The 21,428-nt window shown below is 67.6% G+C and carries 18 protein-coding genes and 1 pseudogene; 12 read left to right on the top strand and 7 right to left on the bottom strand.

Going from position 1 to position 21,428, the window contains the following annotated elements; genetic code table 11:
• Window positions 1-30 precede the first annotated feature (30 nt).
• The 5 genes from ACFQ91_RS02090 to ACFQ91_RS02070 are packed head-to-tail and all read left to right on the top strand — an operon-like array spanning window position 31 to window position 4,611.
• Window positions 31-1,050, top strand: a complete 1,020-nt coding sequence (locus ACFQ91_RS02090) for an ABC transporter substrate-binding protein (protein ID WP_198499680.1) — start codon at window positions 31-33, stop codon at window positions 1,048-1,050.
• Window positions 1,047-1,901, top strand: coding sequence for an ABC transporter permease (locus ACFQ91_RS02085; protein WP_198499679.1), 855 nt, complete (start codon window positions 1,047-1,049; stop codon window positions 1,899-1,901). The genes ACFQ91_RS02090 and ACFQ91_RS02085 overlap by 4 nt, the downstream gene beginning before the upstream one ends.
• Window positions 1,898-2,680 carry an ABC transporter permease gene (locus ACFQ91_RS02080; RefSeq protein ID WP_198499678.1) on the top strand — a complete coding sequence of 261 codons (783 nt, stop codon included), beginning with the start codon at window positions 1,898-1,900 and terminating at the stop codon, window positions 2,678-2,680. The genes ACFQ91_RS02085 and ACFQ91_RS02080 overlap by 4 nt, the downstream gene beginning before the upstream one ends.
• A gap of 2 nt (window positions 2,681-2,682) precedes the next feature.
• Window positions 2,683-3,474, top strand: coding sequence for an ABC transporter ATP-binding protein (locus tag ACFQ91_RS02075; protein ID WP_198499677.1), 792 nt, complete (start codon window positions 2,683-2,685; stop codon window positions 3,472-3,474).
• A gap of 60 nt (window positions 3,475-3,534) precedes the next feature.
• Entirely contained in the window at window positions 3,535-4,611 is a 1,077-nt protein-coding gene (locus tag ACFQ91_RS02070) for an MBL fold metallo-hydrolase (RefSeq protein WP_198499676.1), read from the top strand.
• 161 nt (window positions 4,612-4,772) lie between these two features.
• Here the strand turns inward: ACFQ91_RS02070 and ACFQ91_RS02065 are convergent, their stop codons facing one another.
• Complete coding sequence (locus ACFQ91_RS02065; RefSeq protein WP_198499675.1) at window positions 4,773-6,116, bottom strand: MFS transporter; 1,344 nt, start codon at window positions 6,114-6,116, stop codon at window positions 4,773-4,775.
• Between the two features lie 214 nt (window positions 6,117-6,330).
• Here ACFQ91_RS02065 and ACFQ91_RS02060 point away from each other — a divergent pair, with 214 nt between their 5' ends.
• From ACFQ91_RS02060 to ACFQ91_RS02045, 4 genes are all read left to right on the top strand, one after another.
• Window positions 6,331-7,182, top strand: a complete 852-nt coding sequence (locus ACFQ91_RS02060) for a methylenetetrahydrofolate reductase (RefSeq protein WP_198499674.1) — start codon at window positions 6,331-6,333, stop codon at window positions 7,180-7,182.
• A gap of 3 nt (window positions 7,183-7,185) precedes the next feature.
• Window positions 7,186-8,061 carry a formyltetrahydrofolate deformylase gene (purU, locus tag ACFQ91_RS02055; protein WP_198499673.1) on the top strand — a complete coding sequence of 292 codons (876 nt, stop codon included), beginning with the start codon at window positions 7,186-7,188 and terminating at the stop codon, window positions 8,059-8,061.
• Window positions 8,062-8,155: 94 nt separating this feature from the next.
• Entirely contained in the window at window positions 8,156-9,559 is a 1,404-nt protein-coding gene (locus ACFQ91_RS02050; RefSeq protein ID WP_198499672.1) for an aminomethyltransferase family protein, read from the top strand.
• Between the two features lie 86 nt (window positions 9,560-9,645).
• Window positions 9,646-10,257 (top strand): PadR family transcriptional regulator, encoded by a 612-nt coding sequence (locus ACFQ91_RS02045; protein WP_198499671.1) that lies wholly within the window; start codon window positions 9,646-9,648, stop codon window positions 10,255-10,257.
• A 74-nt stretch (window positions 10,258-10,331) separates the two neighbouring features.
• Here ACFQ91_RS02045 and ACFQ91_RS02040 read toward each other — a convergent pair whose 3' ends face one another.
• The 6 genes from ACFQ91_RS02040 to ACFQ91_RS02015 are packed head-to-tail and all read right to left on the bottom strand — an operon-like array spanning window position 10,332 to window position 18,155.
• On the bottom strand, window positions 10,332-11,216 hold the full coding sequence (locus ACFQ91_RS02040; RefSeq protein WP_198499670.1) for an amidohydrolase family protein: 885 nt from the start codon (window positions 11,214-11,216) through the stop codon (window positions 10,332-10,334).
• A 58-nt stretch (window positions 11,217-11,274) separates the two neighbouring features.
• On the bottom strand, window positions 11,275-12,195 hold the full coding sequence (locus ACFQ91_RS02035; protein WP_198499669.1) for a 3-hydroxyacyl-CoA dehydrogenase NAD-binding domain-containing protein: 921 nt from the start codon (window positions 12,193-12,195) through the stop codon (window positions 11,275-11,277).
• Window positions 12,192-14,210, bottom strand: a complete 2,019-nt coding sequence (locus tag ACFQ91_RS02030; RefSeq protein WP_376904022.1) for an acetoacetate--CoA ligase — start codon at window positions 14,208-14,210, stop codon at window positions 12,192-12,194. The genes ACFQ91_RS02035 and ACFQ91_RS02030 overlap by 4 nt, the downstream gene beginning before the upstream one ends.
• Window positions 14,207-15,145 (bottom strand): crotonase/enoyl-CoA hydratase family protein, encoded by a 939-nt coding sequence (locus tag ACFQ91_RS02025; protein ID WP_249121000.1) that lies wholly within the window; start codon window positions 15,143-15,145, stop codon window positions 14,207-14,209. Before ACFQ91_RS02025 ends, ACFQ91_RS02030 begins: the two co-directional genes overlap by 4 nt.
• The gene (gene menE, locus ACFQ91_RS02020) at window positions 15,142-16,770 is read right to left on the bottom strand and encodes an o-succinylbenzoate--CoA ligase (protein WP_211978738.1); all 1,629 of its coding nucleotides are present in this window, start codon (window positions 16,768-16,770) and stop codon (window positions 15,142-15,144) included. The genes ACFQ91_RS02025 and menE overlap by 4 nt, the downstream gene beginning before the upstream one ends.
• Window positions 16,767-18,155, bottom strand: coding sequence for an MFS transporter (locus ACFQ91_RS02015; protein WP_344258804.1), 1,389 nt, complete (start codon window positions 18,153-18,155; stop codon window positions 16,767-16,769). Before ACFQ91_RS02015 ends, menE begins: the two co-directional genes overlap by 4 nt.
• Before the next feature lie 145 nt (window positions 18,156-18,300).
• Here ACFQ91_RS02015 and ACFQ91_RS02010 point away from each other — a divergent pair, with 145 nt between their 5' ends.
• From ACFQ91_RS02010 to ACFQ91_RS02000, 3 genes and pseudogenes are all read left to right on the top strand, one after another.
• Window positions 18,301-19,098, top strand: coding sequence for a PaaX family transcriptional regulator C-terminal domain-containing protein (locus tag ACFQ91_RS02010; RefSeq protein WP_211978740.1), 798 nt, complete (start codon window positions 18,301-18,303; stop codon window positions 19,096-19,098).
• 155 nt (window positions 19,099-19,253) lie between these two features.
• Window positions 19,254-20,312, top strand: coding sequence for a DUF1524 domain-containing protein (locus tag ACFQ91_RS02005; protein ID WP_211979237.1), 1,059 nt, complete (start codon window positions 19,254-19,256; stop codon window positions 20,310-20,312).
• Between the two features lie 864 nt (window positions 20,313-21,176).
• Window positions 21,177-21,428 (top strand): annotated as a pseudogene (locus tag ACFQ91_RS02000) (FAD/NAD(P)-binding protein); the annotation flags it as partial.

Below are 21,428 nucleotides of genomic sequence, written 5' to 3'. Positions count from 1 at the left end.
ATCACGGCTCACCCCCGTCCAGGAGGATCGATGACGATCACCACCCGGCCCACTCCCACCCTGCTGACCTCTGTCCAGCGCACCACCACCCGCCGCCTCGGCGCCGCCGTCCTCGCCGTGCTGCTCACCCTCGCCGTCTCCGGCTGCGGAGTCGGAATGGGCAGCGCCAAGAGCATCGGCGACGGCGATACGATCACCGTCGGAGTCATTCCCGTCGCCGACTACGCGTCGATCTACCTCGCCGTCGAAGAAGGCTACTTCGCCGAGGAGGGACTCAACGTCGAGACCAAGGTGATGCAGTCGGCCTCGGCCATCGCACCCTCGGTCATCAACGGCCAACTCCAGTTCGGCACCACCGCGACTCCGCCTCTCGTCATCGCCTACGAGAAGGGCCTGCCGCTGCAGATCGTCGCGAACGCCGCGTCGAATGCTCCGACGGCCGACACCGATCCGACGGCGATCGTCGTCGGATCCGGCAGCCCCATCCAGCGCCCCCGTGATCTCGAGGGGAAGACGGTGGCGATCAACGCGCTCGGCGCGATCACGCAGATCGGCACCGCCGCCGCGGTGCGCGCCGACGGCGGTGATCCGAGCACAGTCGAATACGTCGTCATGTCGCTGCCCGACGGCATCGCCGCGGTCGAGAGCGGTCGGGTCGATGCCGCCTCGACCGCCGAACCGTTCCAGGGACCGGTGGTGGCCGCCGGCGGCCGGATCATCTCCCATCCGCTCTTCGAGACCTTCCCGCCCGACGCCACGTTCGCCGTCGCCTTCACCGCGAAGCCCTTCGCCGAGGCCAACCCCGACGTCGTCGACGCCTTCGTCCGCGCCGTCGACCAGGCCAACGAGAAGGCGGCCGCGGACCCTGAAGCGGTGCGGAAGGTCCTCACAAAGTACGGCAAGCTCGCCCCGTCCGTCGCCGAGACGATGCTCCTGCCGCAGTATTCGACCCAGGTCGACCCCGAAGCGGTGCAGACGACCGCGAACCTCATGACCGACCTCGGCTTCCTCCCCGCGCCGGTCGACACGAAGGGACTGATGCGGCCATGAGCGCGACCATCTCCCGCACCACGCCGACCGGTCGGCGGGCCACCGATCGGCTGACGCGCAGGATCAATCTCGCCGCCGAGACCCCGGCGGGCCGCTTCCTCTTCGGCCTCGGCGCAGTCCTCGCCGTCTTCGTCGTCTGGCAGCTCCTCTCCGTCACCGGCGTTCTGCCCGCGGCGTCCCTCCCCTCGGCGCTGGAGATGCTCGCAGCGTTCTTCACCCTGCTCGGCTCGGCGGTCTTCTGGTCGGCCCTGTGGTCGACGATCTCCGTGGTCCTCGTCGGCCTCGTCCTCATCATCGTCATCGCCACCCCGCTGGCGATCCTCCTGGGCCTCGTCCGCTTCGCCGAGGAATCGGCCTGGTTCGTCATCGAATTCCTCAAACCGATCCCACCCGTCGCCCTCATCCCGCTCGGTCTCCTCCTCTGGGGGCCGAGCCCGGGGATGAAGCTCTTCCTCATCATCCTCGGCGCGATCTGGCCCCTGCTCACCCAGCTCGTCTACGGCGTCCGCGAGGTGGGCGGCACGAGCGCGGACATGGCCCGCAGCTACCGGCTCGGCTGGTGGCTGACGACGAGCCGCCTCGTCGTGCCCTCGATGCTGCCGTTCGCGATGACCGGTCTGCGCATCTCGGCGGCGATCGCGGTGATCGTCGCCGTGGTCACGGAGATGATCGGCGGGGCGGCCGGCCTCGGCCAGGAGATCGTCGTCGCCCAGACCGCGGGAGCGCTGCCTCAGATGTATGCGCTCATCTTCGCCACCGGGCTGCTCGGACTGGCCATCAACGGCCTCTTTAGGATCGCCGAGGTGCCGCTGCTCTTCTGGCATCCCTCCCACCGAGAGGAGGCGGCATGAGCGCCCCGAACCACCTCACCCTGTTCTTCACCCGAGCCTGGCTGCCCGTCGGCATCGTGGCCGTCTGGTGGGTCGCCTCGGCGAACAGCACCTCGCTCTATTTCCCTCCGCTGCAGACGATCCTGTCCACACTGTGGTCGGGCCTCCTCGTCGACGGACTGGTCACCGATGTCCTGCCGAGTGTGGCGAAGTTCCTCCTCGGCTTCGCCATCGCCGCCGTCCTCGGCATCGTCCTCGGCATCTGCATCGGCATGTCCTCGGCGCTGCGGGCGGCCACGGAGCCGATCGTCCAGTTCCTCCGGTCCCTGCCGCCCCCGGTCCTCCTGCCGATCGGACTGCTCCTCTTCGGGATCGGGCCGTCGATGAGCGTGGCGATCATCGTCATCGGCGCGATCTGGCCGACCCTGCTCAACACCGTCGACGGTGTGCGGTCGCTCGATCCGCTCGTCAAGGACATGTCGCGGTCCTACCGGCTGACGATGCCGCAGTACATCCGGTTCGTCCTGCTCCCGAATGCCGGACCGCAGATCTTCGCGGGCCTGCGCACGACCCTGCAGATCTCCATCATCCTCATCGTCGTCTCCGAGATGGTGGCGTCGACGAGCGGCATCGGCTTCTATCTCCTCAACTCGCAGCAGACCTTCGCCGTGGCCGAGACGTGGGCCGGCACCCTCCTGCTCGGCATCCTCGGCTACCTCGCCAATCTCGCCTTCCTCCGACTCGAACGCTTCGTGCTGCGCTGGCAGTACGGCATGCGTGCGCTGACCAGCAAAGGATGATCATGACCTCCGACACGACCACCGATGTCCTCCTCGAACTGCGGGGACTGCGCAAGTCCTACGGGGACGTCGAGATCCTCGCCGGCATCGACGTCGCCATCCGCCGCGGCGAGTTCGTCTGCATCGTCGGCCCCTCGGGGTCGGGGAAGACGACCCTGCTGCGCTGCATGGCCGGGCTGCTGGCACCCTCCGGCGGGCAGACCGTCTTCGAAGGGGAGCCGGTGACCGGGCCCCCGGCCAAACTCGCCGTCGTCTTCCAGGACTACTCGCGGTCGCTGCTGCCGTGGTTGAGCACCGCCGACAATGTCGCCCTTCCCCTGCTCAAGTCGGTGCCCGCCGCTGAACGGCGGGACCGGGTCACCTCGGTGCTCGATGCCGTCGGACTCACCGGCAAAGGCGACCTCTACCCCTGGCAGATGTCGGGCGGCATGCAGCAGCGCGCCGCGATCGCCCGCGGTCTCGCCTTCCAGCCCGATGTCCTCCTCATGGACGAGCCGTTCGCCGCCGTCGATGCGCAGACGCGGATCGAGCTCGAGGACCTCGTCCTCCAGGTGCGCACCGATTTCGACACGACGATCGTCTTCGTCACCCACGACATCGACGAGGCGGTCTACCTCGGCGACACCGTCACCGTCCTCTCCGGGGCTCCGACCACCGTGACCCGCACGATCGACGTCGCTCTGCCGCAGCCGCGGAACCAGGTCGAGACGAAGAGTCTGCCCGCCTACGCGGAGTACCGCACCGAAGTCTTCGAACTCATCCAAGCCGCACAGTCACACGCGAGCATCGGGTGAGCCAGGAGCCCACGAATCCCCAGCGTCCGCCTCGGCGGGCCCGCACAGAAAGCAGGAACCATGCCAGCTCATCGTCCGCTCACCGCCGCCGAAGCCTCCGCCTACCGCACCAAGGTCACACTCCTCGGGACCGCGGGCGGCCCGCCGTGGTGGGATGATTCGGACCGTCACGGGATCTCGACGGCGATCACGGTCGGTGACGCCGTCTACCTCATCGACTGCGGTGAGGGATGGGGGCCGCAGTTCCGGAAGGCGGGACTGGGCCCGACGGGGTTCCAGAAGGGCATCGACAATCTCCGCAGCGTCTTCATCACCCATCACCACTCCGACCACATGGTCGACTACCCGAATCTCCTCATCCTCGCGTGGCACAACGGATCCGACGGACTCCGGCAGCCGGTGCAGATCTTCGGGCCCGGCGACCGCGGGACCCTGCCGCCGATCTTCGACGAGGACAACAGGGACCCCATCCCCGAGGTGTTCAATCCGGAATCGCCGACGCCGGGTCTCGTCGAGTCCTCCCAGCGGCTGCTGCAGGGGTACGCGCTCGACATCAACGACCGGATGCGCGACAACGCGAAACAGGATCTGCGGGAGATCTTCGAGTTCCACGACATCGAGCTGCCGGGCACGACCGGCTCCGATCCCAACGGGGACCCGACGCCGGCGATGGAGCCGTTCGAGGTCTACGCGGACGAGAACGTGCGGGTCACCGCGATCCTCGTCGACCACCGGCCGATCTTCCCCGCCTTCGCCTTCCGGTTCGACACCCCGGACGGGTCGATCGTCATCTCCGGGGACACCGGAGTCTGCGACAACCTCGTGACGATCGCCGAGGGCGCCGACATCCTCATCCACGAGGTCATCGACATGGAGTGGATCGACGGACTCATCGGCGAGGCCTCGCCGCATCCCGACCACAATCTCATGCAGCACATGCTCGCCGCGCACACGTCGATCGAGCAGGTCGGACCGCAGGCCGAGGCCGCCGGGGTCGACACCGTGGTGCTCACCCACATCGTCCCCGCCGACGGCCCGGTCGAGAAGTTCCAGCGGGCGCAGGAGGGGTTCTCCGGCAACCTCGTCGTCGGCGAGGACCTCATGAACTTCGGCCTCGGCGCGCCGCGCACCGACTGAGGCCGCACGACACCGCGGGCCCCGAGACCACTGTTGGTCCCGGGGCCCGCGGTGTGGGGGCTGTCCCTGGCCGGTCGTGACCTGCCTCAGGCGCGCTGCATCGGCCAGGCCGGCGGTGACCGCGCCCGGCCGGCCGCGATCGCCTAGTCGGCCACGACCGCCTAGTCGGCCACAACCGCCTCGGCGCGCTGTGTCGGCCTGCGGTTGGCTTCGATGTCGGCGCCGCGCAGGCCCAGCTGCGCGACCACGGCGAGGAGCAGGATGACGCCGACGAGGATGTAGATCGCCTGCGGACTCCACCCGCCGTCGAGCAGCGCTCCGGTCACGGTGGGCGCGAGAATCGCGCCGAACCGTCCCATTCCGGTGCCCCACCCGGCGCCGGTCGAGCGCAGGCTCGAGGCGTACGACTGCGGGGTGAGGACGTAGAGGCCGGCGATGCAGCCGTTGATCGCCATGCCGACGAGCAGCCCGACGACGATGACGAGGGCGACCCACTGGGCGGTGAAGATGAAGACCGCCATGAGCACGGCGGCGATGACGATGAACGTCATGAGCACCTCGCGCGTCGACCACCGGGATGTGAAGAGACCGAAGGCCACCGACCCGATCGCCCCGCCCAGGGTGAGGGCCACGGTGACGATGAGTGACAGGGTGGGACTGAGGCCGGTCTCGTTCATCAGCCGCGGTGTCCACGAGTTCACGAAGTAGAAGCCGAACATGATGATGAAGAACGACGCCCACACGACGATGGTGACCCGGCGGTTGCGGGCGTTGAACAGTGCGGGAATGCCGCGATCCGTGCGTGCCAGGGCGGGCACCGGCATGAGCTCGACCGGGCCCGTCTGCCCGAGGCGGCGGGCGATCGTGTCGAGCCGCCGCTGTGCGTTCGCCGGCTGTCGGTTGTAGAGGAACGACGGGGACTCGGGAATGAGGACGATGACGAGGATGAGCGCGACGATCGTCAGCACGCCGCCGAAGACGAACACCGAGCGCCAGCCGAAGCTGCTGATGAGCGAGACCATGATGGTCCCGCCCACGGCCGCGCCGACACCGTAGCCGGCGGTGTAGATGCTGATGGCGAGTCCGCGTCGCTTCCGCGAGGCGTACTCGGCGCAGATGACGTTGGTGCCGGTGAGGATGCCTCCGATGCCGAGCCCGGTGACGACCCGCCAGATGCCGAGCTCCGTCGCCGAGGTGGCTGTGGCCGAGAGGAACAGCCCGGCGCAGTTGACGATGAGGGCGATGATCGTCATCCGCCGGCGGCCGATGCGGTCGGCCACCGGGCCGAGGATGAGTGCGCCGACGGCCATGCCGAGCAGGGCCGCGCTCATCACCAGGCCAAGGGCGGTGCCCGAGAGGGAGAACTCCTCGGTCACCTGGTTCGACGAGAAGGAGATCGCCAGGACGTCATAGCCGTCGAGGGCATTGAGGAAGGTGCAGATGCCGACGATGAGCCATTGGTAGGGCGACATCCGTGAGGTGTCGATGCGTTCGCGTAGATCCACGTTGGTCTCCGATTCTGCAAGCAGTTCATCCCGCGACGGTGCGAGATGGCTATAAGCATAGGGAAAAACGACGTGATCCGCATTACCGTCTCAGAACTTATTCAGCAAAACAGAGGCGAAATGCAAATCTTCTGGATACCTATGGACATAGGTAAATGATTGTGCCTATAGTGCGAGGGAACCCACGGCAGTGTTCACGAAAGGAACTGACCCCATGGTTGAGTCAACGGCGGTTCGACTTCTGGAGGACTTCTCGCTCGAGATGACCGGCAAGGATGTCGACGCACTGCGGGAGGCCGCTGCGGTCATCCCCACCGGGACGAGGATCAACGTCACCTACCTCGGCAATGAGGATCTTCCGATGCGCGTGGCCGCCGCCGAGGCGGTGCGCGAGCTCGGGTTCGTCCCCGTTCCCCACATCTCGGCCCGCCGCATCGCCTCCGAGCCGAGCCTGCGCGAGTTCCTCTCCGCACTTCAGGACGTCGGAGCCAGCGAGCACGTCTTCGTCGTCGGCGGAGACCCGGCCGTCCCCGAAGGCCCCTACCCCGATTCGCTGACGATCATCCGCTCGGGCATCCTCCAGGACTACGGGGTGCGCGAGGTGAGCATCGCCGGCTACCCCGAAGGGCACCCCGACATCGACTCGGCCACTCTCGCCGAGCACCTGGCGGCGAAATCCGCATCGCTTTCCGATCAGGGCCTCGGGCAGGTCGTGCTCAGCCAGTTCGCCTTCGACGCCGACCGGGTGACGGCCTGGATCGAGGAGGTGCGGGCCGCCGGCATCGACGCCGAGATCCGCGTCGGCGTGCCCGGACCGGCCGGGGTCAAGCGGCTCATGGGCTACGCCCGGCGCTTCGGGGTCGGAGCGAGCGCGGGAATCGTGCGGAAGTACGGATTCTCCCTGACCAACCTCGTCGGCACGGCCGGACCCGATCGCTTCGTCAGCGAACTCGCGACCGACCTCGCAGGCGCGGGGGACGCTGGGACGGTGAAAGCGCACTTCTACACCTTCGGCGGCCTCGCGGCGACAGCCGAATGGGTCCGCGACTTCGTCGGGGAGGCGTAGACCGTGAACCAGCTCGCCGCGAGCCGACGCGATTTCGCGACGCTCATCGTCACCTGCCCCGACCAGCCGGGACTCGTCTCCCTCATCACCGCCCTCATCGCGCGCAACAAAGGCAACATCATCTCCCTCGACCAGTACACGACCGATCCGCGCGGCGGCGACTTCTTCCAGCGCGTCGTCTTCCACCGCGAGGGCCTGAGTGCGGCGCTGCCGGAGATCGAAGCCGACCTCGCCGCGACCCTCGGGCCCCACGAGATCGACTACCGCCTCGTCGAGGGCAGTGCGCTCAAGCGCATGGCGGTGCTCGCGTCGAAGAGCGACCACTGCCTCCTCGACCTCCTCTGGCGGCACCAGCGCGGAGAGCTGCCGGTGACGATCCCCCTCGTCATCTCCAACCATTCCGACCTCGCCGAGGAGGTGCGCCGTTTCGGGATTCCGTTCTTCCACGTCCCCTCCCAGGGGGAGGACAAGTCGGAGGCCGAAGCGCGGATCCTCGAGCTCCTCGACGGCAACGTCGACTTCGTCGTCCTCGCCCGGTACATGCAGATCCTCTCGGAGTCGTTCATCGACGAGGCCGAGGTGCCGATCATCAACATCCACCACTCGTTCCTCCCCGCATTCATCGGCGCCGCGCCCTACCGCAAGGCCAAGGAGAGAGGAGTCAAACTCATCGGCGCGACCGCCCACTACGTGACGAAGGACCTCGACGAGGGGCCGATCATCGAACAGGACGTCACCCGCGTCAATCACACGATGACGGCCGCCGACATGCAGACGCGCGGCGCCAACGTCGAACGCGCCGTGCTCTCCCGGGCCGTGCGCCTCCATGCCGAGGACCGCGTCATCCGCCACGGCAACCAGACGATCGTCTTCACCTGACCCGTCCTCCCGGCACCCCCTCCCCGCTCTGCCACCCCACCCCACCCCAGAGACTCCCACGCAAGAGAGACAAGAACAGAGAGGTTTGACCACCATGTCCGACAACCTGCAGCAGATCCTCGATTCGACCAATCCCGTCGACCTTCTGCGCAACTCCCAGATCGGCTCCTACATCTACCCCGTGGTCCCCGCGGACTTCACGAACTGGATCAAGGAGCAGAAGGCATGGCGTGACACCGCTGTGCTCTACGACCAGTCCCACCACATGGACAACGTGTTCCTCAAGGGCTCCGACGCGATCAAGCTCATCTCCGACACCGCGATCAACTCGGTGGCGAACTTCGCGGTGAACAAGGCCAAGCAGTACGTGCCGACGACGGCCTCCGGTCACGTCATCGGCGACGGCATCCTCTTCCGCGAAGCCGACGAGGAGTACGTCTACGTCGGCCGGGCACCCGCCTCGAACTGGCTGCTCTTCCACGCCGAGACCGGTGACTACCCCAACCTCGACATCGAGGTCGACCGCCGCTCGCCGTCGCGTCCCTACGGTCATGCGGTCTCGCGGCAGTACTACCGGTTCCAGATCCAGGGACCCAACGCCTGGTCGGTCATCGAGAAGCTCAACGGCGGCCCGCTGGAGAAGCTCGGCTTCTTCAACATGTCGACGATGACGATCGCGGGCAAGGAGGTGCGCACGCTGCGCCACGGCATGGCCGGTGCCCCCGGTCTCGAGATCTGGGGACCGTACGAGGACCACGACGTCATCCGCGACGCCATCGTCGAGGCGGGGGCCGAGTTCGGTCTGCTGCCCGTCGGATCGCGCGCCTACCCGTCGAACACCCTGGAATCCGGGTGGATCCCCTCGCCGCTGCCGGCGATCTACACCGGGGAGGCCGAGCGGCCGTTCCGCGAATGGCTCGGCGCCGACAGCTACGAGGCCACCGGCACCCTGGCCGGGTCGTTCGTCTCCGATAACATCAAGGACTACTACCTCACCCCGTGGGAACTCGGCTACGGCTCGTTCGTGAAATTCGACCACGACTTCATCGGTCGCGACGCGCTCGAGAAGATGGACCCCGCCGCCCAGCGCCGGAAGGTCACGCTCGCGTGGGACGCCGAGGACCTCGGCAAGGTGTGGACCTCGCTGCTCGACGTCGACGGACCGAACTACAAGTTCTTCGACCTGCCGCTGGCGAACTACGGGTCGGCGAACTACGACTCGGTCGTCGATGCCGACGGCAACGTCGTCGGGTTCTCGATGTTCACCGGCTACTCGGCGAACGAGCGCCGCGGTCTCTCGCTGGCCACCGTCAACCCCGACGTCCCTGAGGGTGCGGAGCTCTCGGTCGTCTGGGGCGAGCCGGACGGCGGCACGAACAAGGCCTCGGTCGAACCGCACGAGCAGACTCAGGTCAAGGCCGTCGTCAGCCCGGTGCCGTACTCGACCGTGGCCCGCCAGACCTACCGCGGGGGATGGCGCACGGGTCAGAACTCCTGACGGCTATAGTCTGGAAGGGCTCGGGCACACAGCCCGGGCCCTTCCGTCGTTGTCGAGTGGTCAGAGTCGAATCCTAGGAGCAAGCCATGAGTCTGCGGAACGCGATCCTCGCGCTCCTCCGCATCGGACCGATGTCGGGCTACGACCTGCAGAAGCAGTTCTCCCAGTCCGTCGGGCACGTCTGGCATGCTCCGGATTCCCAGATCTACCCGGAGCTGCGCAAAATGGCCGACCAGGGTCTCCTCACCGCCGAAGAGCAGGCCAGGGGAGCGTCGGGGATGCGGAAGGTCTACCACGTCACCGAGGCGGGGGAGCGGGAGTTCCTCGAGTGGATGAATGCTCCGCTGAAGTACCAGCGCACCCGCGACGCCGCGCATCTGCGGGCCGCGTACCTCGAGGCCGCCGACCCGGAGGCGATCGAGGAGTTCCTCAACGGTCATATCCGCCATTGGCAGGTCGAGCTGGAGACCGTCGAGGAGGAGATCTGCAAGATCGACACCCTCACCTCGCCGATGCTCAATCGTCGTCTCGAGGTCACCGAGGACGAGGACCGGGAGGCGACCATCGCCTTCAAGCGCTACTCGTACGAAGGTCTTGCCGCGCGTGCTCGCGGAGAGATCCGGTGGGCCCGGGAAGGACTGGCGCTCATCCGCCAGCTCGGCATCGCCGACGGGGTCGAGGACGCCGACCCCCAGTGAGCACCGCCGCTCAGTGAGCCCGGCCGTGAGCCTGCTCCCCGACGATCCCGACCCTCAGTGAGCCCGCGGGACGCTCAGAGTCCGAGCACGCGCACGGCGTTGTCCTTCATGATGAGCGGAACGGCCTCGGGCCGGATGCCGAGGTCCTCGAAGTCCCTCATCCAGCGCTCGGGGGTGATGAGCGGAAAGTCGGACCCGAAGAGCGCCTTGTCCTTGAGGATCGAACCGATGGCCCGAACCAGCTGCGGTGGGAAGTACTTCGGGGACCAGCCCGAGAGGTCGAGGTAGACGTTCGCCTTGTGGGTGGCGATCGAGATCGACGAATCGGCCCACGGGACGGAGGGATGGGCGAGGATCATCGTGAGGTCGGGGAAGTCGGCGGCGACATCGTCGAGGAGCATCGGATCCGAGTAGCGCAGCTTGATGCCGCGACCGCCGGGCAGTCCGGCCCCGATCCCCGTCTGCCCGGTGTGGAAGAGCGCGACCAGCCCGAGCTCAGCGCACGCCTCGTAGAGCCCGTAGTACTCCCGCTCACTGGGGTCGAAGCCCTGCAGGCTGGGGTGGAACTTCATCCCGCGCACCCCGTAGTCCGTCGCGAGCTCCCGGATCCGGGCGACCGCCTCGGCGGGCCGGCGGGGATCGACGGAGCCGAACGGGATGAGGGTGTCATTGTGCTCGGCGGCCTGCTCGGCGATCATCTCGCTCGACACCGGGGGATGGCCGCCGAGGGCCGTCGTCGCATCGACGGTGAAGATCACCGCGGCCATGCTGCGCTCACGGTAGTAGGCGGCGAGGTCGGCGACCGTGGGTGTCCGCGGCACCGCGGCCCGGAAATAATCCGCCGAGGCGGCGAGGAGTTCGTCGTCGAGCGAGGTGTGGTCGTGGCCGTCGGATTCGACGTGGGTGTGCACGTCGAGCGCGGTGATCGTCGCGGTGTCGATCGCGGGTTCGTATCTCATCGGGGGCAGTCCTCCTGAGGGCCGGCGGGGGTGCGGCGGTCGCCGCGGTCTGACGGGTTCACGGCAGCGTCGGGTAACGCTCTTTGAGGGCGATGAGCTCGGCGAGCATGGCATCGCGGTCGCGGATCAGCGCTGCGGTGCTGCGTCCGTCGAGTTCCTCCTCGACGCCGGTGACGAGCTTCTCGGTGAGCTCCTCGCCGAGGTGGACCTGCCGCAGATCGTGCATCCACACCTCCTGCGGCGGCCCGAGGTGCTCAAGGAGATGGCGCATCCCGCCAGGCCCGCCGGAGAGGTGCTGGATGGCTAGGGGACCGAGCACCGCCCACCGCAGTCCCGGGCCGTAGGAGATCGCCGTGTCGATGTCCTCGACGGAGACGACACCGCGGTCGATCAGCGAGTACGCCTCCTGCCAGAGGGCGGCCTGGAGTCGGTTGACGACGTGGCCGGGGAGTTCGGCCCGCAGGCGGATCGGCTTCTTCCCGATCGCGCGATAGACCTCGACGGCCCGCTCGCCGATCTCCTCCGGTGCGCCCCGTGCGGTGACGACCTCGACAAGCGGGATGAGATGGGCCGGATTGAACGGATGTCCGACGACGATCCGCTGCGGGGCGACCTCGGCGCTCGCCGCGATCGCCGAGGGACCGAAGCCCGAGGTCGACGAGGCGATGATCGCCGAGTCCGGCGCGGCCGCATCGATGTCGGCGAGGATGGCCTGTTTGACCTCGAGCCGTTCGGGACCGTTCTCCTGGACGAAGTCGGCCTCACCGACCGCCTCGGCGAGGGAGCCGGAGAAGTTCAGCTGCGCGAGGCGGCCGAGCACCTCGGGATGGGTGGTCTCGAGTGCGGAGCGGACGTCGTCGCGCAGGCGGTCCGCGGCCCCAGGGGCGGGGTCGTACGCGGTGACCTCGTGACCGGCGGCGAGGAACCCCGCCGCCCACGCCGCGCCGATGACGCCCGTGCCGATGATCGCCGTCCTCATGCCGGTGCCTCCTCGCGTGAGAACCGGGACGCGTAGGCGATGTACTCCTCGAGGGAGCGCGGATCCTGCAGGGATCCGGGGCTGACGACGGAGTCCGCCGCGGCACCCTGGATGATGCGCTTGACCGGGACTTCGAGCTTCTTGCCGGTGCGACCGAGGGGGATCCGGGACACCCCGACGATGTCGTCGGGGATGTGGCGTGGAGAGAGACGGGTCTTGAGCGCCGCGCGGAGGCTCGCCGCCGTCTCCGGCGACACGGGACCCCCGTCGTCGAACTGGACGAAGAGGACGAGTTCACCCATCCCGCCGGCGGGATCCTCGAGGTGGATGACGAGGGAGTCGCGGACCCCGGGCACGGTGTCGAGGACGGAGTAGAAGTCGGCGGTCCCGAGTCGCACCCCGCCCCGGTTGAGGGTGGCATCGGAGCGTCCGGTGACGACGACGCCGCCGTCGCTGAAGAACTCCACCCAGTCACCGTGCCTCCACACGCCCGGGTAGGTGTCGAAGTACGCGGCGCGGTAGCGGGCGTCGCCGTCCTCGCCCCAGAACGTCACGGGCATCGAGGGGACGGGCGCGGTGATGACGAGTTCGCCGAGCTCGTCGCGGACCTCGTTGCCGTCCGCGTCGAAGGCGGTGGCCGCGAAGCCGAGCGAGGTGTCCGACATCCGCCCGGCATACACCGGGGTGAGGGGTGAGGCCTGGAGGATTCCCGAGCAGACGTCGGTGCCGCCGGACCCGACGTTGAGGAGGACCCCGTCGCCGAACTGCTCCTGGATCCACGTGTAGCCCTCGGCGGGCAGCGGGGCCCCGGCGACGCCGAACTGCTCGACAGCGGAGAGGTCGAACTCCGTCGTCGGGTCCAGGCCCTCACGGCGGGCGGCCATGATCGCGCCCGGGGCCATGCCCATGAGCGTGGCCCGGGTGCGCGCCGCGAGTCTCCACAGCTCCTTGGCATCCGGATGGTTGGGGTTGCCGTCGATCATGACGATCGCGGACCCGACGACGAGCCCGCCGACGAGGGCATTCCACATCATCCACGCCGTCGTCGAGAACCAGCAGAACGTGCTGCCGGGACCGAGGTCGAAGTGGAGCCCGTGGTTCTTCAGCGTCTCGAGGAGGATCCCGCCGTGGGAGTGGACGATCGCCTTCGGCTTCCCCGTCGTCCCGGAGGAGAAGAGGATGACGAGCGGGTGGTCGAAGGGGACCGGAGTGAACTCGAGGTCCGCCGAGGCGGCGCCGAGGCTCTCGTAGTCCGTGACCTCGACAGGCGAGTCCGCCTCACGGGCGCCGGCGATGAGTGCACGGGCGGCGTCATCGACGGCGAAGTCGCCGTAGTCGACGGTGATGAGAAGGGTGAGGCTCGGCAGGGCGGCGACGATCTCGGCCACCTCGGCTCTCCGGTCGATCGGCTTCTCACCGAACCGGTAGCCCGGGATCGCGACGAGCACGGTCGGTGCGATCTGGGAGAAGCGATCGATGACCGACTGGGTGCCGAACTCCGGGGCGCAGCTGGCCCAGATCGCCCCGATGCTCGCTGCGGCGAGGAAGACGACGAGCGCCTCGGGCTGATTCGGCAGGTACCCGGCGACCCGGTCACCCGGACCCAACCCCATGTCGAGCAGACCTGAGCGGACCCGGGCGACCTCGGCGCGCAGCTGGGCGAAGGTGAGGGTGCGCTCCTCCCGGGTCTGGGACACCGCGGTCACGGCGATGTCATCGGCCTGGTCGGGGGAGCCGAGGGAGTGCTCGGCGTAGTTGAGCCGCGCACCGGGGAACCACTTGGCGTGCGGCATGATCCGCTCTTCGAGCACCGTTTCGTACGGGGCGTGGCTGATGACGCCGAAGTAGTCCCAGATCGCCTCCCAGAACTCCTCGATCTCGGTGGTCGACCAGCGGTGGAGATCGTCCCAGCCGGTGAAGGCGGTGCCGCGACGCTCGCCTGCCCATCGGAGGAAGTCACCGAGGCGGCTGGTGTCCCCGGCGTCGGCGGGGACCTCGCGGATGATCGTCGTCATGGCTTCCTCACCTTGGGTCCGGTGCCGTCGAGGAAGTCGCGCATGAGGGCCTTCGCCTCGGTGCTCGACTGGGCGACGGCGGCCATGAGGGCCTCCATCATGTAGCCCTCGTCGCGGCCGGATTCGACGATCCGCGGCAGCGCCTGGGTGATCGCGTAGTTCGTCACCTCGGAGTTCGACGCGATCGCGTGCGCCAGGTCGAGGGCCTTCTCACTGCCCTGCCCGGCGGGGACGCGGTAGTTGACGAGGCCGATGGTCTCCGCCTCGACGGCGTCGAACGAGCGGCCTGTGAGCATCATGTCCTGGACGCGGTTGAGCCCGATGAGCCGGGGCACCCGCACCGAGGCGCCGCCGCCGACGAAGAGCCCGCGCTTGCCCTCGGGGAGGGCGAAGTAGGCGGAGTCCTCGGCGACGCGGAGGTGGGCGGCGCTGGCGAGTTCGAGTCCGCCGCCGATGACGCCGCCCTGGAGGACGGCGACGACGGGGATCGCCGACTCGGTGATCGCGTTCATCGTCGCATGCCACCGGCGGGAATGGAGGAGACCGGAGACGGCGTCGCGCTCGGTCATCTCGGACAGGTCGAGTCCCGCGCAGAAGTGGTCGCCGGCGGCGGTGAGCACGATCGCGCGGATGCCTGCGGGAGGCTCGGCGAAGAACGCGCCGAGGCGGCCGATCGTCGCGTCGTCGAGGGCGTTGCGCTTGGCGCGGCGGTCGAGGGTGAGGACGCCGATGGACCCATCGCGGACGAAGCTCAGTGTCGGGCCGAGGTCGGTTTGGCCGAGGTCGGTCGAGCTGGGATCGACCGATCCGGATTCGGCCGGGGATGACGGTCGCGAGGGCTCAGCGCTGGCTTCGGCGGATCGCGCTGCCTCGGTGGGTCGGGTTGCCTCGGTGGGAGTGGTCGCCTCGGTGGGAAGGGGGGTGTGGGAGGTCATGGTGCTTCCTTGGTCGGTGCGGTGCTGGTCGGTGCTGTGATCGTCGATTCGGGGTTGGTCGAGTCGGTGGTGGTCGATGTTGATGTGGTCGGGCCAACGGTGGTCGGTTGGGGGCGGGCCCCGTGGGCGCCGAGGGGCCCGGTGCGGCGCAGGGTCCCCTTGTGGACCTTGCCCGAGCCGGTGCGCGGGAGGGCGTCGACGATGTCGAAGTGCTTCGGGACCTTGTACTTCGCGAGGCGGGTGAGGAGGAACTCGCGCAGCTCCTCGGGGGTTGGGGTATGGGATTCGGCGGCGACGACGAAGGCGTGGCCGACTTCGCCCCAGCGGTCGTCGGCGGCGGCGACGATCGCGGCCTCGGCGACGGCGGGATGCTCGAAGAGGACGGATTCCACCTCGGCGGGGTAGACGTTCTCACCTCCGGAGATGAACATGTCCTTGAGGCGGTCGACGATGAAGAGGAAGCCGTCCTCGTCGAGGTAGCCGATGTCCCCGGTGTGGAACCACCCGCCGGGGGAGAATGCGGACTCCGTGGCCGCGTCGTTCCTCCAGTACCCGTTCGTGACGTTGGGACCGCGCACGACGACCTCGCCAGGCTGGCCGGCCGCGCAGGGGTTCCCCGAGGGGTCGCGGATGTCGATCTCGGAAAAGGGCAGCGCCCGACCGGCCGATCCGGGCTTGTCCAGGGCATGCGACGCCGGCAGGATCGTCGCCCCGGGCGAGGTCTCCGTGAGCCCGTACCCCTGGCAGAAGGCGATGTCCCGGGCCTGGAAGGCGTTGATGAGGGAGACGGGGATCGGGGCGCCTCCGGAATTGATGAACCGCAGCGAGGTGAGATCGGCGGTGGACCACCTCGGCGACTGGAGCATATCGGCGAACATCGTCGTCACCCCGGCCATCCACGTCAGGCCCTCGTGTTCGATGGCGTCGAAGGCGCGGTCGACGTCCCAGGTCGCCTCCATGAGGATGCTGCCGCCGCGCAGGTAGCTCGTGAGCACCTGCTGGTTGAGACCGATGACGTGGAAGAGCGGTGCGGCGACGAGGGTCGTGTCCGCGGCAGTGAGGTCGGTGCTGAGGAGGAAGTTGAAGGCGTTCCACAGGACGTTGGCGTGGGAGAGCACGGCGCCCTTCGGCCGTCCGGTGGTGCCGGAGGTGAAGAGGAGGAGCGCGGGTTCGTCGCCGTCGAGGTCCGCGGCGGGGATCATCGGTCCCTGCGCCGAGGCGGGGGCGGGGTCCCAGCGGACCGGCTCGACCGGCACCGTCGAGCTGAGGCGATCGGCGGTGCCCATGAACTCGGGAGCGACGAGGAGGCGGGAGACTCCGGCGTTGTCGAGCTGGAAATCGAGTTCCGCGGGGGCGAGGCGCCAGTTGAGGGGGAGGAAGATCGCGCCGAGGCGCAGGCACGCGAGCACGGTGACGACCGCGGCCGGATGGTTGGGTCCGAGATAGGCGACCCGGTCACCGCGGCGGATGCCCGCCGAGTGCAGGGCGGTGGCCGCGATGAGGGTGCGCTCATGGAGATCGGCGTACGAGTGATCGAGGCCGGCGAAGCGGATCGCGGTCGACTCGCCGTGGTCGGTGGCCTGCCGCTCGGAGAGTGTCGCGAGGCTGGGGTGGACGAAGGTCAACGGCTCTGTCCTTCCGGTGCGGGGTCGTCGGCGGTCATGGGTCCGGAGACCGGGGACGCAGCAGAGCCATCGGCTGGGATAACGGCGTCGGGGGCGACTCGATCGGAGAGGCTGCGCGTCTTCGTCTCGCCGAGGCGGAGGATGCAGAGGATGCTGACGATCGAGACGGCGACGATGACGAGGGAGAGCGGGATGGTCGAGGAGCCGCCGTTGGCCGTCATGATCGCAGCGAAGAGGACGGGGGAGATGCCGGCGCCGAGGCCCGCGAACTGATAGCCGAGCGAGGCGCCGGTGTAGCGGTGCTCGGTGTCGAAGAGTTCCGTGTAGAACCCGGCGAGCGGGCCGTAGATCATCGGATGGATGATGCCTTGGCCGATGATCATGCCGATGGTGATGAGGACGCCGTTCTTCGTCTCGATGAGGGGGAAGAGGGCGAAGCTCCACGCAGCGATGAGGATGGCGCCGGTGATGACGAGGGGTCGGCGCCCGATCGCATCGGAGAGGCGCGACCAGAGGATGATGCCGAAGATCGCGAAGAACGAGGAGAAGGTCAGGGCGTTGAGGATCGTCTGCTGGTCGACCCCGATCTGGACGCCGAAGGCCACGGAGTACGTGGTGAGCAGGCCCTGGAACATGAAGGCGGAGAGTCCGACGCCGATCGAGAGCAGGAGGGTGACCGGCTGCTTGCGCAGGGTCGCCATGATGGGGATCGACTTCGCCCGCGGGCGGTCCTTCGCGCGGAGGAATTCGGGCGACTCGTCGACGGCGGCGCGAACGACGACGCCGACGACGAGGAGGATGATCGAGGCGAGGAACGGCAGCCGCCAGCCCCACGCAACGAACTCCTCGACGCCCATGACCGCCAGGGTGCCGGCGACGACGGCGGCGGAGACGACCTGGCCGCTGGGGGCGCCGGCGCTCGTGAAGCTCGCCCAGAAGCCGCGGTTCGTCGTCGAGTGCTCGGCCGACATGAGGGTCGCGCCTCCCCATTCGCCGCCGATCGCGATGCCCTGGATGACGCGGATGAGGACGAGGAGGAGCGGAGCAATGGCGCCGGCCTGGTCGTAGGTGGGGAGGACGCCGATGAGAGTCGAGGCGATGCCGATGGTGAACATGCTGATGACGAGCATGCGCTTGCGTCCGAGCTTGTCGCCGAAGTGACCGAAGATGATGCCGCCCAGCGGACGGGCCAGGTAGCCGGCGGCGAAGGTCGCGAGACTCGCGAGGGTGCCGACGAGCGGCGGAAGATCGGAGAAGAACACCTGTTGGAAGACGAGGGCGGCGCAGACGGAGTAGAGGAAGAAATCGTAGTACTCGATGACGCTGCCGAGGTAGGCGGACGCGGCGGCCCGTTTGAGCATGGTCGGAGATTTCGTGGAAGCCATGGGATCCTCGCTGACTCTGTGGCTTGAAAGGGCGGCGTCGAGATGACGTGACCGAACCCATTTGAATACTATGCAAATAGATGACGATACGACAAGGGTTTGCAGAATAAATTTGACAGGGGAAGTGACGCGCTAATGTGATGCCATGCCCGTTCATCCCCAGTCGCTGTTCCTCGCGCTCGCCGGGCTGCACATGACGGGCGAGCCGACACCGCTGAGCGGTGCGTCGATCGTCGGCGTCATGGGGAGGCTCGGTGTCGGCGAGGCCGCCGCGCGCTCGGTGCTGCAGCGCAATGCCGCGAAGGGGTTCGTCATCCGGGCCAAGGACGGGCGGAAGACGTTCTACACCGTGAGTGACCGGGCCCGGGAGATCCTCCTCGAGGGAGGCCGGAAGATGTTCATCGGTGATCGGGCGCGGCCCTGGGATGGGAAGTGGACGATCGTGCGCATCCAGGTTCCCGAGTCGAAGCGGGCGCTGCGGCACAAGGTGTCGTCGCGACTGTCGTGGGCGGGATTCGGCCGCCTCGACGGCGGAACGTGGGCGGCACCGGCGGCCGTCGACGTCGAGCAGATCTTCGGTGAGGAGGCCAGCGAGGTCAGCCCCGTCGTCGTGTACGGGGAGACTCAGCCGCCGACGACCGACGCGATGCTCGTCGATGCCTTCGACCTCGCCGAGGTGGCGGGGCAGTACGAGGCGTTCGGAGACAAGTGGGGGCAGTGCGCAGTCTCTGAGCTGACGGCCGCCGAGGCGCTCGTACGTCGCGTGGAGCTGCATTTCGACTGGCTGACGCTGACCCGCAGCGACCCGCAGCTGCCGGCGGAGCTGCTGCCCGGTGACTGGCCGGGATTCGTCCAGTGGCGGCTGTTCACGGATCTCGATGAGCAGCTCAGAGCGGCTGAGGAGCCGGCCGTCGCCGACTTCTTCGCCGGCGAGCTGGAGTGAGGGCGACCCCGGTAGTCGGGGCTGCATCGACGGTCGGCTAGCATTCCTGAGGCGGCGCTCGCTCTACATGTGAAGTGGATCCGCGCCCGCCACTCAGTGAGTCGTCCACCAGCGTGAGGCGGCAGAGCACAACCGACCTCGATTGGACAACACACATGCCCGAAAAGCTGTCGACCGGAGCGAAGGTCGGTCTCGGATGCGGCGGAGGCGGATGCCTCACGGTAGTCGTCATCGTCATCGCGGCGATCATCTCGGTCGTCGTCGGCGGTGGACCGGCAGAGACGGCAGGCGAAGCCGCGGGTGAGACTCCGTCCGCATCTGCGACGGCCGAGCCGGCCCCGACGACTGAGACCCCGGTGCCGACGGACATGGCGGATCCGGGCACCGCGCTCGCGATGCTGGCCGACCTCGACACCAAGGGCAGGGCGCCGAAGACCGGCTACGATGCCGACCTCTTCCATTGGCGCTCGGATGTCGATCACAACGGGTGCGACACGAGGAACGATGTGCTTCGCCGCGATCTCAGCTACATCACCCTAAAGCGCGGCTCGAATGGCTGTGTGGTGGTCGGGGGAATGCTCGACGACCCGTACCTCGGTGAGTCCTATGAGTTCGATCGCGACCCGAACAACATCGACATCGACCACGTCGTCGCACGGTCCAATGCGTGGCAGACGGGAGCGCAGGACTTCGACGAGGCTGAGCTCGAGGAGTTCGGCAATGACCCGCTCAACCTTCTCGCAGTCAGCTCGAGGCTCAATCGCCAGAAGGGAGACGGCGACGCGGCGACGTGGCTGCCGCCGCAGAAGAGCTCCCGCTGCGAATACGTCTCGCGGCAGATCGCCGTCAAGCACAAGTACGGGCTGTGGGTGGTCAAGGCCGAACGGGATGCGATGACCCGGGTGCTCGAGTCGTGTGAGGATGAGCCGGCTTTCGCCGAGGACGTGTCGTGGCCCGCGGCAGGCGACGGCGACAACGTCACGGTTGAGCCGGAGCCGACGAAGACGAAACAGCCTGTCGAGACGTCGGCTCCCGATCCTGAGCCGAAACGACGTGAATCCGAGCCGGAACCGAAGCGCGAATCATCGGGTGGGTCGGTGTACTACAAGAACTGCACGGCTGCGCGAGCCGCCGGAGCAGCGCCCGTGCGCGTCGGCGATCCCGGCTATGGCCGCCATCTCGACCGCGACGGCGACGGCGTCGGCTGCGAGTAGTCGGTCGACGAAGCCCCGCGCACACCCGGGTTCGGGAGAGCTGCGGGGCCTTGTGACGCGGTGGGCCCCGTGGGGATCGAACCCACGACCCGCGGTTTGTGCAATATACGCCACCCGTAGTGAACGAAGTGAAGAGTCAGTCGCTGAAGTCCAGATCGCCACCTTGCATGGTTCTCGCCTTCCTGCATCGCGGCACCAAAACCTGAAAATGGAGAGCAGTCCAGATACTGACGCGGCTGAAGATACAAAGGGTCAGGGCCCGTGAGCCCGATGCCAAGCGATACAGCCATCCGACTCAATGCCGCCTGAACGCCCTGTTCGCGATGCCGAGAACCGGAACAATCCATAACGAGAGAACCTGAATTCGGCTTGACCATGGCGGTAACGCGATTTGACTCCACCAGGGCGCAAGGGCAGACTCGATTTCATCAACACGGAAGCAAGTTTCCGTATTATGGAATTTTTACGAGGGTCATGGTGGATGTTGACGAGCCCAATGCCCGCTCGGCCGGGCGGGCTCGCGACGTGATTCGTCCAGGCGACAACAACGAACGCTGGATTTAAGGTGCCGTCGTAGCCAGTCCGCTGGCTCGAAGCTGAGCAATCCCGGAGGTCCTCGTCTGAGGCCCACCGAAACCGATGAAGTATTTGGCTTTGCGAGTGACGGCCGCAATGCCGATGACGTAGATCGCTTTGCGAGTGACGTGCGCACAGACTCGGCGGTGACCATCGACCAGGCGTCCGAAGCCCGACCAGATCGCGCTTCACCGCCTGACGTTCTCGGGCGTTCCAGGAGAAGGGGCAGAGTTTCAATTAATCAACGCAGACATAGCTATCGTTGGTGGAGGCGCGGCTGCCGTCTCCTTGCTGAAAGAACTAGGAGCTCGTCCAGAGTTCCGGGGCGCAGTGTGCACGGTATCGTTGAACCAATTGGGATACTCTCCAGCGTTCACGGCCCCGCTTTCCGCGTTGACCAATACCCCTGTTCACGCCAACAGCTTGACCCACCGAGAACCTCGAGAATTTCGAGATTTCCTCGCTTCACAAGGCTGGCCGTGCGACCTCCACGATTTCGTTCCGCGATGGCTTGTTGCCGGATACATCAAGGAGACAGCT

The organism is Brevibacterium sp. NPDC056726, from assembly GCF_042790515.1.
Classification (GTDB): Bacteria; Actinomycetota; Actinomycetes; order Actinomycetales; family Brevibacteriaceae; genus Brevibacterium; species Brevibacterium sanguinis.
The sequence above is the reverse complement of the archived record's forward strand: the minus strand, read 5'-3'. Positions and strand labels throughout refer to the sequence as shown.

Coding starts and splice junctions, on each gene's coding strand:
- ACFQ91_RS02090 (WP_198499680.1), top strand. CDS start 31: ATGACGATCACCACCCGGCCCACTCCCACCCTGCTGACCTCTGTCCAG.
- ACFQ91_RS02085 (WP_198499679.1), top strand. CDS start 1,047: ATGAGCGCGACCATCTCCCGCACCACGCCGACCGGTCGGCGGGCCACC.
- ACFQ91_RS02080 (WP_198499678.1), top strand. CDS start 1,898: ATGAGCGCCCCGAACCACCTCACCCTGTTCTTCACCCGAGCCTGGCTG.
- ACFQ91_RS02075 (WP_198499677.1), top strand. CDS start 2,683: ATGACCTCCGACACGACCACCGATGTCCTCCTCGAACTGCGGGGACTG.
- ACFQ91_RS02070 (WP_198499676.1), top strand. CDS start 3,535: ATGCCAGCTCATCGTCCGCTCACCGCCGCCGAAGCCTCCGCCTACCGC.
- ACFQ91_RS02060 (WP_198499674.1), top strand. CDS start 6,331: ATGGTTGAGTCAACGGCGGTTCGACTTCTGGAGGACTTCTCGCTCGAG.
- ACFQ91_RS02050 (WP_198499672.1), top strand. CDS start 8,156: ATGTCCGACAACCTGCAGCAGATCCTCGATTCGACCAATCCCGTCGAC.
- ACFQ91_RS02045 (WP_198499671.1), top strand. CDS start 9,646: ATGAGTCTGCGGAACGCGATCCTCGCGCTCCTCCGCATCGGACCGATG.
- ACFQ91_RS02040 (WP_198499670.1), bottom strand. CDS start 11,216: ATGAGATACGAACCCGCGATCGACACCGCGACGATCACCGCGCTCGAC.
- ACFQ91_RS02035 (WP_198499669.1), bottom strand. CDS start 12,195: ATGAGGACGGCGATCATCGGCACGGGCGTCATCGGCGCGGCGTGGGCG.
- ACFQ91_RS02030 (WP_376904022.1), bottom strand. CDS start 14,210: ATGACGACGATCATCCGCGAGGTCCCCGCCGACGCCGGGGACACCAGC.
- ACFQ91_RS02025 (WP_249121000.1), bottom strand. CDS start 15,145: ATGACCTCCCACACCCCCCTTCCCACCGAGGCGACCACTCCCACCGAG.
- ACFQ91_RS02015 (WP_344258804.1), bottom strand. CDS start 18,155: ATGGCTTCCACGAAATCTCCGACCATGCTCAAACGGGCCGCCGCGTCC.
- ACFQ91_RS02010 (WP_211978740.1), top strand. CDS start 18,301: ATGCCCGTTCATCCCCAGTCGCTGTTCCTCGCGCTCGCCGGGCTGCAC.
- ACFQ91_RS02005 (WP_211979237.1), top strand. CDS start 19,254: ATGCCCGAAAAGCTGTCGACCGGAGCGAAGGTCGGTCTCGGATGCGGC.